This is a genomic window from Desulfovirgula thermocuniculi DSM 16036, assembly GCF_000429345.1.
Classification (GTDB): domain Bacteria; phylum Bacillota; class Desulfotomaculia; order Desulfotomaculales; family Desulfovirgulaceae; genus Desulfovirgula; species Desulfovirgula thermocuniculi.
In genome coordinates, this window is the sequence record NZ_AUBR01000075.1 from 1 (window position 1) to 11,589 (window position 11,589).

Below are 11,589 nucleotides of genomic sequence, written 5' to 3' on the forward strand. Positions count from 1 at the left end.
CGGTCAATGCCCCCTTTTTTCTGGAGCTCTTCCAAGCGCCCAAGGTTGGCGACCACTTTCTGGCGTACTTTACCGTTTTCCCGCACACCTTTGACGATTTGAATGTATGTTCTTTTTGAGCCGTCCCTGTTGGTGAAGGTTTTGGTTCTGATATACATAGCACAACCATATTAGCACACATTCGGCAATGATGCAAAACATATATTGGAATACGTGGCACAACAAAAATTAAATTTTTAGAGCTTAGCCCCTTGATTTTTCTGGGTTCCGGGCTTTTAATAGGGCTCTTAAAGGGCCTTTGGTGTCAAAGTTGGGTTAAGCATTTCCGCTTGGGTGCTCTTGCCGCACCCGTCTATTTCCTTCAAAGCATACCCGCAACCTCCAGCACATCCAAAACAAGATAAATAAGGCCCGCTCTTTCTCGAGAACGGGCCTTGTTTTTAACTTAATTCCTCCAGCATGGCACTTATTTTCTTGCCAAGCTCAGGAATGTCTGCCGTGGCTGTTTCCCAAACTTCTTCTAAGTCCACTCCAAAATACTCGTGAATTAGAATATCCCTCATTCCTGCTATCTCTTTCCAGGGTATATCAGGACACTTTTCTCTGAGCTGGTTGGATATGTTCTTGGCTGCCTCTCCGATTACCTCAATGCGCCTAATTACCGCTTCTTGGAGCTTTCTGTCTGCAAAGAACTCTTCTTTTTCTACACCCTGAAGCCATTCCGAAATCAGCTCTACGCTTTCCAGAATGTGCAGAAGTCGTGCTTTGTCGCCTTTCTTACTCACAAAATCGCCCTTCTTTCGCGAAGGACGTTCTCCCGGAAATGGGGGGAAAGGGAACCTTCTGTAACTACATCCACATTCCTCTGGAAAACTTCCCTTAGCTCCTGAATTATCTTGGCACGGGTCAGAAGGGACTTTCGCACGCCGGGAGCGTATTCAATTAGAATGTCCACGTCGCTCCTTTCAGTTTGCTCACCCCTTGCAAAAGAACCAAACAGAAACGCTTTCACTATACCATGCCGCTGCAGTACCGGAACGGCCAAATCCCGAATCCTCTCAATATCCATCGTTGTCACCCCAAAAACATTATAACCTGAAAAAGTTTATATTTTCCAGTTTATTTTGCTTCAAGAAGGTCCTTGACCGCAAGTGCTAGGTCGTTCGCACGCACCACTCAGAACAGTCTGCCCAGGCACTCAGTCCCACGTTTGGTCCGTAAAACTTCCGGAGCCTGGCCAACTCCCTGCGGGTACGCCGGTAGCGGTACCTTATCAGTGGCTCGCCGTCCAGGCACTTAGCATGAGGGCGCCGGTCAGCATCGGCAGGCACCTGACCAGTTCCCGTGCCTACCGCCAGAGGCTCTGCCAGTTGATTTCCCACATGGCGGCTATTAGGCGATAACCCTTGTCTCCTTCGGCGTAAGCGAAAAGGACTTCGTGGCACAAGATCCAGGGGTAGGGTGAGTGGCGGGGCATGAAGTACGGGGTGAGGGTTTCGGTGCGCCCGCACCGGGGGCACTTAAGGCGGAGGATGAAGATCAGTACCTCCCAGACACCCACGACCACCCAGCGGTGGTAGCCACCGTGGCGGTGCCGGAAAGGGTACCCGCAGGAGCGACGAGCAATTTTGCGTTAGGAAGCCTTATCGCATTTCGGTAAACCACCTGCGCAAAATTGCTCGTCGCAAGGACGACGCTGGGAGGCAAATTGTTCACAAACGCCATGTACATATCATCAATTAGGACTTTGACGGCAGCCCTGACCTGGGTTATACTCATAAGTGGGTTATACTCACATCCTCATCTTGGTTCTTTTACTCCTGGTCGGAGCGGCTTGGGCTTGTAAGGTAAGTGAACAAAATAATCAGGCCATTTAATCCGAGAAAAACTCTCATATTTGCAGCCAATGAGAGTGAGCCTTAACACTTTAGGTCTGCCTCTGGGGGTAGCTCAAAAGCCTGTCCAGGGCGGCTTTTATGCGCCTCGAGGCGGGCCTTGCGGTTACTCCCAGCTGAGCTTCTCCACGGCCCTTTCTAGATCCGTCCTGCCAGGCCTGGTGTAGATCGCCGTGGTGTCGAGCCTGGTGTGCCCCGTCAGAAGCTCCACCTTATCCAAGCTTTCCCCGGCGTCAACAAGCGTCTTACAGAAAGTGTGCCGGAGCTTGTGCGGGGTGACCTCCACCCCTGCTATACGCCCAAAAAGTTTAAGCCGCTTCTGCACGACCCTGGGAGCCATGGGGCCCCTCTTGCTGGGAAAGAGCCACTCACTCTGAGGAGGGAGCTCCGCCAGGTACTCTTTAAGAATGCGCCTCACCGTGACGTTCAGGGGCACTTCCCGGTACTTCCCGCCCTTGCCGTGTCTCACCCGCACGAAGCCCGACCTCTCCCGAATCACTACGTCCTGAACCCTCAGGTTCACCGCCTCGGAGACCCTTAAGCCCGCGTGCAGGAGCAGAGCTAAAAGGGCCCCGTCTTTCGCCATCCCGTACCTCTGCACGGCTCTTGCTAAAAATCCGACCTCCCTCCTGATGAGCCACCTGGGAGAGGGTCTTGCCTCAGGGACCTTACTTTACCCCCTCGGCCGGGTTGTCGGGCAAAGCCCGCTCTTCTTTTAGCCATCGGAAGAAGCTCTTTATCGCCTCCAGGTTGAAGTTAACCGTAGCGGGTTTGAAGCCCCTGGTCTCCAGGTACCGGCGGTAGTCGGCCACGTCCAAAGGCGTGACCGCCTGGAGAACGAAGGCCTCCCCGCTGGTCCCCTCCCACCAGGCCACGAAGCGCTTAATAACTCCCAGGTAGGCTCTGGCGCTTGAGGGAGAGAGACCGCGGCGGAGACAGGAGGCCTCGAAGCTGGCCAGCATGTTGCTCATTCCCGCTTCAAACCTCCTTTTGCTCAAGAAGGCTGAGAGGTCATGAGGGCCTACGGCTAAAGTCCGGAAGACAAACCCCTTCATGGCTTACCTTTCCCGAATTCCCCTATCCACCTCACCCGGGGCACGAGTTCCCGCACGGCGGTGTAAAATCGCCCGTCACCCGTGAAAAGCACCGCGTCCAGCTCCTCGGCCAGGGCCAGATATGCTGCATCGTAGGCACTTATCCTGTAGCGGAATGCGCAACGGTATACGTCTGCGGGCTCCGGATCAGCCACACGCACGCCCAGCGCCAGAAGGTGACGCAGTGCCTCTTCACTCACATCCATGAGGATACGCCCTCGGCGTACCGCAACCAGAAGCCCGTTTGCAACCTCGTACACCCACAGGGAGGGTGCAAACATCTCGAAGGAGCGCTCGAACACTGCCGAGTCCCGCAGGGCAACAGCTTCTTCCACGTGTTCTTCATCATCGAACACCCACTTGAGACTCACGCTAGCATCCACGACTATGCGCACCTTACCTGTGCCGCCCTTCCTCAATGAGAAGACGTATGGGCACTCCAATAGGCCCGATGCGCTCGCGTATGGCGTCCAGAGCTCGGGCTGCCTCCTGCGGGTTCTCTGCGGTAGGAAGCAAACCGTCCTCCGCCAGCTGGCGTCTTAGCGCCATAAGGGCGTAGGCGCTCACAGATACACCCCTGCGTGCGGCTGCGATCTTCACTTTTTCCCGCAGCACCGGGTCATCCAAGTAAATGTTTAGCCTCGCCGTTTTCACGTTTGTTCCCCTCCCCACTAACAACCCCATTGTAGCACTTTAGTACTTTAGTGTCAATCTACGTCTTAAGCTCCTGCATCGTAAGCCCTGCATTCTTTTGCACCAACATGCCTTCAGAAAACAGGAGCGCCTGAAAACTTTCGCGAACCGAAAGCCCGTGATTCAAGGGATTTGGCGCGGGCAATTTTGCGTTCTGCCTGCGGGTGTAGATTCGCGAAAGAAGTATTTCGCGAACCAACGGACCGGTATCACAGGCAAAAAATAATGCCCCGAAACGGATCCCGGGGGCATTGCCGGGTGTGCCCGGCACGTGCATTAACAAAGTATGGCATTCTATAGAGGGGCTGCCAAGCTGAGATGATAAAGGGTTGGCCCTTCGAACCCCGCAGCCGTCGTCGTCCAGCCAAGCAGGTCCCGGGACCAAAAGCCCGGGGGAGTTGTCCTCCCCCGGGCATAAGAGCCGCTCCAGGGTGTCAGGGGGAAGTAATGATGGTGCCGCCACCCCCCACGGCCACGAAGAGGCCGTTGCCGTAGGTGACGCCCTTGAGCCAGGCGCTCGTGCCCGATTTCTGCGCTGTCCAGTTGACCCCGTCGCTGGAGGTGAGAATGGTGCCTTCCTTCCCCACAGCCACGAAGGTGCCGTTCCCGCAGGTGACGCCCTTGAGGTGTTCGCCCGTGCCTGAGTTCTGCGCTGTCCAGTACGTGCCCGAGTCCCGCGCCGTCCAGGTAGTACCAGCTCCGCCGCCACCTAATCCGTCACCCCCGCTACCTCCGCCACCACCACAGCCAGCCAAGACTCTCGTGGCCAAAGTTTTCCCCGGCCACCGGCACAAGAAAACCGAGCACTTCCACCAACTGCAGCTCCACTACCTCTTCACTCCGGAATTCTGCCTGCCCTACGCAGCCCACGAAAAGGGGTTGGTGGAGAACGCCGTTCGCTTGATAAGGAACAACTTCTTCGTACCCGTGCCCAAAGTGCAAAGCCTGGAGGAAATAAACGAGAAATTGGAGCAGTGGTGCAGGAAATACATGGAACAATATCTCCCTGAGAAAGAAGCTACTGTTTAGGAGAGCTTTTCGCGCAGGAGAAGCTGTCTTTTATTCAGCTGCCGCAGGTGTCCTTCGAGCCAGCAATTTCTAGCGAGCTGGCAATGAGAGAAGTTGCTTAACCTGGCGGCTCAATTGGCCAGGTGTTAACGCGCGCAAAAAATTTGTTCAGTGAGCAGCCCCAGGGTAACTTTACACAACACGCTCCCAGGTATAGAGTATTATTATCAATCACCACCTTCTTTGAAAAAAGGCTGAATTAAAGAGATTTGCGTAGATTTTGCAACCTTATTGAGAGAGGTACCGGAAGTGACCAATGATTTCCCACCGCCCCAGGCAGTCCTCTTCGCGGGCGAGGAACCTCCCCCTGCTCACGCACGGCCAGCACCCGCCCGCCAACCGGTCAGCAGCGCAACCGCGCGCAGCACAAGCCACAGCAGACCCGCCGCGGCCGCACACGACGCCAGAAAGCGCCACCACACCACCGCGAAGGAGCACTCCCACGGGGAGAGCAAGCGGGTAGTCCACACTTCACCCGGCGGGCTATAGCGGCTCTGGTCCTGCACCACGAACCAGAAGGGCCATCCCAGCCGCACTGTGCGCAGTTCCTCAGTCCCCGTCCCCACCGTCACCGGCAGGAAGAGCGTCGCCAGCACGATTCCGACTGCGGCCAGTAGCAAACCTATCCCCAACACCACCTTCTTCTTCACCGGGTCAGTACCCTCCAAAAAAACACGGTTGCCCCGGCAGCCTTCAACTGCGGCCCGCATCCCCGTACGCGCCAGACAGCACCACTAACCCACAGTGTCGCAAAGCCGGACACGCAGCGCCTCATAGAACCTCTGCGGCTCCGCCGGGGAAAGAAAGTACGGTTCCCGCTCCGTTTCCAGCACCACCATCTCGCTTTTCCAGGACGTAGCGTAGACCCTGATCCACCCCAGACGCTCCACCTTGAACCGGCCGAAATAACCGAAAAGCCCCCACGGCGGATATGAACCAAACCGTACGATGGCGAAAGGCGGTCCGGCAAAACGCTGCGTCGCAACGTTCTTCACTTGCGCGTAAGGCACGAACACCGGGCGAAACAGACGCCTGGTGATCCTTATTCCCTGCGCGTCCAAGATGTAAGCCGCGGGAGCAAAGGCAAAGAAAACGGCTACAAGCAAGGCCGCTATCAACGCTACGATACCCAGGTCAGTCAAGGACTCCGGCAGTTCCGCCGGCTCGGACACGCCGACTGCTACGTCCACCAGGGAAAGAACACCAAGGGGAATAATTAATAGCAAGAGGGTAATTCTGGTCTCCAGGTCGGCAGGCGCCAGGGCGAATTTTTCCTCCGTCGCCGGGTGCAGCTTTTCTGATCCGGCCACAAGCATCTCTCCTGCCTTCACTATGCTCAAGTGCTGCAGGGACAAAAGCGCGGCAAACCCAACAGGGCGGCCGCGCCGGCTATGGTGGTGCCGTAAAACACCGCCGGGCACGGGGCATCAAGCCACTCGGTGATCGTGCCGTTAGTCAGAGTGCTCCCGGTAACCAGCAAAACATCTGCCCAGCGCCGGATCGCCTCTGTGTCCCCGCGACCGTCCTCGATTACCACCCCGGCCCGTTCTTGGCCAATATTTTCCGGATCGAGATCCAATACGCGCACCGGAAAATGGCCAGCACAGGCCTCCACCAGAGCCGGTTGCAACCCGATGAAACCTACCCGCGGCGTGCCGAAGCGCGCCCTCAAATAGTTGACCAGTTCCTCGGCACAACGACGCGGCCCCTCATCGCGGCAGTGAACAGTTCCTGTAATCTTCCCTAGGTGCCGCAACAGGGCGTTAAGCGTAGCCACGAATACGGCACGCGTGTAATTATCGCTAAGCGAGAGTCCAAAGACCTCTCCGAGGGTACCAGTAAAATGCCCCGGCTGGTCGGTAAAAGCTTGGCCACGCGCACCACGAAACTGCGCCTCCACCAGGCGTTCTTTCCCTCTCTGGAGAGGAAAGTCTGATCTCCCCGGGTCACCGATAGCCTCCTGGGGCGTGAGCACCCGGGCGCGCACCTCAACCGGCAAGGCAAGCAACCCGGCCCGGTCAGCTAGTTCCGCTGCCCGCTGGCGTAACACGCCGTAAATATCCAACCTTTTGCACCTCCCAAAACCCCTCTAAACCTCTCTGTGCGAAACTCTAGCCTAACCACATTTTAGTGAGAGTATAAAATTGTGGGCACATGTCCATTACAATGGTAATACTTTGCGTTGAACAGCGTTAACACTTTTGACTTTCCTCGCGTTTATCCCCGTACAGCTTCCCCTTTTCTCCTGCCAGCAATCTCACAAAAATCTCTACCAGATGCGGGTCAAACTGGCTCCCCGCACATCTCTTCAGCTCCTCCAGGGCCTCTTCGTGCGTCATGGCACCACGGTAGGGGCGCTCCGACGTCATCGCATCGTAAGCATCAACTATGGCCATGATGCGACTCAGGAGGTGAATCTGCTCCTCTTTCAATCCCAGAGGATAGCCCCGCCCGTCCCACCACTCGTGGTGCTGGAGGATATAGGGTGCAATTTGTGCCAGCTCGCCGGAAGAAAGGGCGATGCGGTAGCCCACCTCGGAATGGCGCTGAATCTGTTTTCTTTCCTCTCCCGTCAGAGGTCCGGGCTTAAAGAGAATGTGATCCGGCACTCCCAGCTTGCCAATGTCGTGCATCTCCACCAGGAGCCGCAAGCTATCCAGTTCTTCGCGCGAGAGCCCCACCGCCTCCCCCAGCATGCAGGCGATCTCCTTCATGCGCTCCGTGTTGTGGAAGTCCTTTTCCGCCAGGGCCTCTTTTAGGGCACGGACCACCGCCGCCCGCGGGTCCTTCCCGCTGGCAAGCTTGTTCATATACATCGCGTCGTCCGCTTCCTTGTAGACTTCCCACAGCGGGCGCGAAGCGTCTCTTGCCGTCGCCACTCCCACGGAGAGGCTCAAAGGAAGGTCCGGGTGCTGCGCGTTGTCCCTCTCAACGGCTTCATTTATGCGCTTTGCTACTTCTTCCGCCGTCTTCCGGTCCGTCTGGGGCAAGATTACGGCAAACTCGTCCCCGCCAACCCGGGCTACCACGTCGGACCCCCGGACGCAGCCCGTAATTACTTTGGCCGCGCGGCGCAACAACTCGTCACCACGCTCGTGCCCCAGCATGTCGTTGATCACTTTCAGGCCGTCGAGGTCGCAGAGAACGAGGCTGACGGGGAAAGAACGGCTCTTTTCCAGCCGCCGCAGTTCTTCCTCGAAAAAGGCGCGGTTGTACAGCCCGGTGAGGGCGTCGCGGGTGCTGCAAAACCTTAGCTCCTCTTCCATCTTCCTGCGTTCGCTGATGTCCCGGATGCACTGGACTGCCCCGATGAGGTTGCCCTTGCCATCGTAAATCGGTGCCGCAAGGGTCCAGAAGTGAAGCCCCCTGCCGCCGCGGGCAAAGGGAGCAAAACCTTCGCCGACAAGAATTTCTCCTTTCCTCTCAATCTTCTCGTATTCGCGCTCCCATTCTTTGCCGTTGCCAAGCAAGATATTAACGAGGATGGGCCTTTCTTTCCCGTAAAATGGGACGGCGTAAGCGTATTTACCCCTGCCCAGTATTTCTTCCTTTCTTATACCTGTCATTTCTTCCATGGCCCGGTTCCACACGAGTACTTTACCCTCGCGATCAATGGCAAGGGTGGCATCCGGAAGGAAATCGATGATCCTTTCAAGAAGGTCCAGTTTTTCCACTAGCTTTTCCGGCAGGAATCCGTTGCTGGAACTGAGCAGGAACTCTAGAAACTTCTTCGCCGCTTCGATTTTCTCCTTTGGTAAACCGTCCACCAGCCGGTAAAGTTCGTCCTTTCGTGAGTCCGAGTTCACGTAATCCACCGCCCCTTTTGAGCGCTTTTCTTCGGGTGGTTTTTCTTTTTCGCAAAACAAAATTCCGCCCCGTAATAGGGAATAGACAGGCGGCTATTTCCCCCGCTGCGCTTCCCACTGTCATCGGGCCGAACTTCGTCCGGGAATATTTTACAATTGACCTGTCAACCTTACGGCTGGCCGCCGGAAGTTTTTCCCCGTCGGGGAGGTCGGTAGCCAGCAACTTCTTCTCGACTTTTTCCTCTCGTGTGAGCAACTTGCCGAACTTCGCCGAACAGCCGCGACAGGGCCAGAGTTTTTCATTGTATCGTTGCGTAAGCTCAAGTCCCACCACCCACGTCTGTTTGTTCTCCTGTTTTTGCAAGGTATGAGATTTCGGCACCGGCAAAAAAAAGTTAAAAATGTAGAGTAACCAACAAGAAGGAAATCGTCTTAAGTAAAGAGAATTTTCTATAATTACTGAAAAGGCGAAAGGTTGAGGTAAGTGAAAATGAGAGCAGAACATATTTTCTGGGGGGGGGGGGGGTACTACCCTTATTCTCCCAACCCGACCAAGGATACCATACCATCATGGCAGCCTGACTCTAGAGCTCGTTCTATTTAAAATACGAAGATTTGTCTGAACATTCCTGCCAATGTCATATAATGGCAGGAATGTTTATTTATGGGGATACTTAAAGAATCGGCCCAGGAGATGTTCTCCATTCTAATCGTTTCCTCTGCCAGGCTCTACAGCTTCAGGGACAAGGAATTCCGCAAAAGAGTGAGTGAGGCCATTCGTGATGCGGTCAAAGGTAAGTAAGCCCGCCAACGTGATGAACGTACCCTGCCGGCTATGTTCTGGTAAAGCGGAGGAGAGGTTCGTTTCCTCCACACGCAGTTTCCAGACGGCCAAGCGCACGACTTACCAGGCCCTTCGGCGGGGGTAAAGATCCGGAAGAAATAGTTTAAAGACCTCTACAGCAAATTCTTCCCCAATGCCTGCTAATGCCAGTGGGCGGTGTAGAGCGCGAAGGCTACCATCCGAATCGAAAGCCAGAGGGAACAGGTCAAAATGCACATCTCCGACCTTGGAGCCAAGATAGAGAAGTCCGAAGAAAAGCTGGAGTGCACCTGTTATAAGCTCCACCGCCAGGGCATCCCGGCCCGGCTGAGCAAGCTCCGCGCCAGGTTAGCCTACTGAAAAGGGTTCCTGGGGCGGGACGATTCCCGCCCGCCGTCTTCGACGGCAGAAGAGATTTACTCCTCCTGGAGGAAAGGAAGCTCCCTAGGGAAGAACAGCCGGAGGTAAGGGCAAACGCCTTCTAATACCTGTAGAAGAAACTTTGACCCGGCAACGTCAAAATCCCAGAACAGTGGCAGGGTTGCCCTTTGAAGCTGTCCTTACCGGTCAACAGCAGCCAGGCAACGTGACCTTCAGATGTGGCCCTTAATCTGAGTGCAGGTGGAGGATACCTGCATTGTGGAGCAAGGTTACATCATCAGCAATCGGTGGCGCCACGGTCTGCTTACCGATTACCTGCAGTTGCGCGGTGAAGGGGGGCAGGTGATGGCATCATGGTCATTTTCAGGGATACCACCGAATGCAAAGTAGCCGAAAGGAAGCAACGGGGTCTGGCCGTGCGCGACAGCCTGACGATGCTCTACAACCACTCTTACCTCAAACAGGCTCTGGAACGCGAAGTAGCCCGAGCAGGTAAACAGGGTAGCAAGGTGGCTTACCTGACAATGGACGTGGACAACTTCAAAAGTTACAACGACCAATTCGGACACCCGGCGGGAAACGAACTGCTCAGGCAACTGGCTCGCCTGCTGGAAAAGAATGTGCGCAGGACGGACATCGTGGGACGCTGCGGCTGGGACGAGTTTGCCGTTATCCTGCCCGGCGCGGACCAGACGGTGGCAGTGGAAATTGGAGAGCGCCTGCGCCAGGCCATCATGGAGTACCCCTTCCCCTACCGGGAGCTTATGCCCGGCGGCAGGATCACCGTCTCGGTTGGGGTATCCTGCTTTCCCGATAGTGCTTCCAACGCTTCCGAACTTATCAGTCAGGCCAACGAAGCAATGTACAATGCCAAGTGCAATGCTAAAAACAGGGTGGCAGCTTGGTTTTTGGCTTTCAAAGAACTGGAGCCGGACTGGCCGGGTGAGCGGGACGTACTGTACAGTATTGGCGAACTCCTGGCCATGGTCAACAAAAAGGACCGCTACACTTATGGCCATTCCGAAAAGGTAGCCTACTATGCCACCGCCCTGGCGCGGGCAGCGGGGCTGACTCAGGAGGAAGTGAAAAAAATCAAAGTGGCTGCTTTTCTGCACGATTTGGGGAAAGTGGATATTCCGGAAGAAATCCTGAACAAGCCCGGGCCGTTGAGCGATGCAGAAAGGGAGTTGTGCCAACGCCATCCGGTTATCGGTGCCGAAATTGTGCAGCAGATCAAATCCTTAAGAGAAGTAGTACCTCTGATCCGGCACCACCACGAGCGCTACGACGGAAAAGGTTATCCCGACGGTCTGGCTGGTGAGGCCATCCCTCTAGGCGCCCGCATCATTGCCATCGCCGATAGCTTCGATGCTATGACTACTAACCGTCCCTACCGGCGGGCCAAAACACACCGAGAGGCCATACAAGAACTCAGAAAGGAAGCGGGCCGACAGTTTGACCCTCATTTGGCCGAACTTTTTGTAACCAAGTGCGTCGGCAGCGGATCTGGCAATGCAGGGAAGGTGGAAACACGCTTGCCAGCTCCCCCGGAATGTGATTTTGAGGAGCATCCAGTTACAAAGCGGTAGCTTTTGTAGCCAAACATTTTCGGAAAGGAGATGTGTACACCAGATGAACTTTGCAGGCCTGCGGAGCATCCAGAGCAAGGTAATCCTCCTGGTTTCCGGCCTCCTCGTTGCCGCTGCTCTCATTGTCGGCTTCTTAAGTGTATGGCCCAACTTTGACACCAAAGGCCCTTTAAGAGCCCTATTAAAAGCCCGGAACCCAGAAAAATCAAGGGGCTAAGCTCTAAAAATTTAATTTTTGTT

The 11,589-nt window shown here is 55.5% G+C and carries 16 protein-coding genes; 3 read left to right on the forward strand and 13 right to left on the reverse strand.

Features of this window, described 5'->3' with window-relative positions:
* Nucleotides 1-440 precede the first annotated feature (440 nt).
* From G454_RS0113520 to G454_RS22165, 9 genes are all read right to left on the reverse strand, one after another.
* Entirely contained in the window at nt 441-785 is a 345-nt protein-coding gene (locus G454_RS0113520; RefSeq protein WP_035107912.1) for a HepT-like ribonuclease domain-containing protein, read from the reverse strand.
* Nucleotides 782-1,069: a nucleotidyltransferase family protein gene (locus tag G454_RS0113525; protein ID WP_051276441.1), complete on the reverse strand. Its 288-nt coding sequence runs from the start codon at nt 1,067-1,069 to the stop codon at nt 782-784. The genes G454_RS0113520 and G454_RS0113525 overlap by 4 nt, the downstream gene beginning before the upstream one ends.
* 279 nt (nt 1,070-1,348) lie before the next feature.
* Nucleotides 1,349-1,561 (reverse strand): hypothetical protein, encoded by a 213-nt coding sequence (locus G454_RS0113530; RefSeq protein ID WP_035107913.1) that lies wholly within the window; start codon nt 1,559-1,561, stop codon nt 1,349-1,351.
* 440 nt (nt 1,562-2,001) lie between these two features.
* Nucleotides 2,002-2,481, reverse strand: a complete 480-nt coding sequence (locus tag G454_RS22440; protein ID WP_245574417.1) for a tyrosine-type recombinase/integrase — start codon at nt 2,479-2,481, stop codon at nt 2,002-2,004.
* Between the two features lie 82 nt (nt 2,482-2,563).
* Entirely contained in the window at nt 2,564-2,866 is a 303-nt protein-coding gene (locus tag G454_RS22445; protein ID WP_245574418.1) for a tyrosine-type recombinase/integrase, read from the reverse strand.
* Nucleotides 2,867-2,946: 80 nt separating this feature from the next.
* Nucleotides 2,947-3,384 (reverse strand): type II toxin-antitoxin system VapC family toxin, encoded by a 438-nt coding sequence (locus tag G454_RS19285; RefSeq protein ID WP_051276443.1) that lies wholly within the window; start codon nt 3,382-3,384, stop codon nt 2,947-2,949.
* Nucleotide 3,385: 1 nt separating this feature from the next.
* Nucleotides 3,386-3,643 (reverse strand): hypothetical protein, encoded by a 258-nt coding sequence (locus G454_RS0113545; RefSeq protein ID WP_027719037.1) that lies wholly within the window; start codon nt 3,641-3,643, stop codon nt 3,386-3,388.
* A gap of 58 nt (nt 3,644-3,701) precedes the next feature.
* On the reverse strand, nt 3,702-3,965 hold the full coding sequence (locus G454_RS21545; protein ID WP_156896805.1) for a hypothetical protein: 264 nt from the start codon (nt 3,963-3,965) through the stop codon (nt 3,702-3,704).
* A 151-nt stretch (nt 3,966-4,116) separates the two neighbouring features.
* Nucleotides 4,117-4,437, reverse strand: coding sequence for a hypothetical protein (locus G454_RS22165; RefSeq protein ID WP_211230108.1), 321 nt, complete (start codon nt 4,435-4,437; stop codon nt 4,117-4,119).
* Nucleotides 4,438-4,444: 7 nt separating this feature from the next.
* On the opposite strand from G454_RS22165, the gene G454_RS0113555 reads away from it, so the two are divergent.
* A complete protein-coding gene (locus G454_RS0113555) occupies nt 4,445-4,711 on the forward strand; it encodes a transposase (RefSeq protein WP_027719038.1) in 267 nt (88 codons plus the stop codon).
* A gap of 350 nt (nt 4,712-5,061) precedes the next feature.
* On the opposite strand, the gene G454_RS0113560 is transcribed toward G454_RS0113555, so the two are convergent.
* The 4 genes from G454_RS0113560 to G454_RS19295 all read right to left on the reverse strand — a co-directional run bounded on the left by G454_RS0113560 (nt 5,062) and on the right by G454_RS19295 (nt 8,565).
* Nucleotides 5,062-5,400 carry a hypothetical protein gene (locus G454_RS0113560; RefSeq protein ID WP_027719039.1) on the reverse strand — a complete coding sequence of 113 codons (339 nt, stop codon included), beginning with the start codon at nt 5,398-5,400 and terminating at the stop codon, nt 5,062-5,064.
* Between the two features lie 84 nt (nt 5,401-5,484).
* Nucleotides 5,485-6,060: a PH domain-containing protein gene (locus G454_RS0113565; RefSeq protein WP_169719367.1), complete on the reverse strand. Its 576-nt coding sequence runs from the start codon at nt 6,058-6,060 to the stop codon at nt 5,485-5,487.
* 26 nt (nt 6,061-6,086) lie between these two features.
* Nucleotides 6,087-6,815, reverse strand: coding sequence for a Rossmann-like domain-containing protein (locus G454_RS0113570; RefSeq protein WP_027719041.1), 729 nt, complete (start codon nt 6,813-6,815; stop codon nt 6,087-6,089).
* A 127-nt stretch (nt 6,816-6,942) separates the two neighbouring features.
* Nucleotides 6,943-8,565, reverse strand: coding sequence for a diguanylate cyclase (locus G454_RS19295; protein ID WP_245574419.1), 1,623 nt, complete (start codon nt 8,563-8,565; stop codon nt 6,943-6,945).
* Between the two features lie 1,045 nt (nt 8,566-9,610).
* On the opposite strand from G454_RS19295, the gene G454_RS22630 reads away from it, so the two are divergent.
* Both G454_RS22630 and G454_RS19300 read left to right on the forward strand, forming a co-directional pair.
* A complete protein-coding gene (locus G454_RS22630; RefSeq protein WP_281168481.1) occupies nt 9,611-9,739 on the forward strand; it encodes a hypothetical protein in 129 nt (42 codons plus the stop codon).
* Nucleotides 9,740-10,113: 374 nt separating this feature from the next.
* The gene (locus tag G454_RS19300; RefSeq protein WP_051276447.1) at nt 10,114-11,349 is read left to right on the forward strand and encodes a bifunctional diguanylate cyclase/phosphohydrolase; all 1,236 of its coding nucleotides are present in this window, start codon (nt 10,114-10,116) and stop codon (nt 11,347-11,349) included.
* Nucleotides 11,350-11,589: the final 240 nt, after the last annotated feature.

Coding starts and splice junctions, on each gene's coding strand:
- G454_RS0113525 (WP_051276441.1), bottom strand. CDS start 1,069: ATGGATATTGAGAGGATTCGGGATTTGGCCGTTCCGGTACTGCAGCGG.
- G454_RS22440 (WP_245574417.1), bottom strand. CDS start 2,481: ATGGCGAAAGACGGGGCCCTTTTAGCTCTGCTCCTGCACGCGGGCTTA.
- G454_RS22630 (WP_281168481.1), top strand. CDS start 9,611: ATGCACATCTCCGACCTTGGAGCCAAGATAGAGAAGTCCGAAGAAAAG.
- G454_RS22445 (WP_245574418.1), bottom strand. CDS start 2,866: ATGAGCAACATGCTGGCCAGCTTCGAGGCCTCCTGTCTCCGCCGCGGT.
- G454_RS19300 (WP_051276447.1), top strand. CDS start 10,114: ATGGTCATTTTCAGGGATACCACCGAATGCAAAGTAGCCGAAAGGAAG.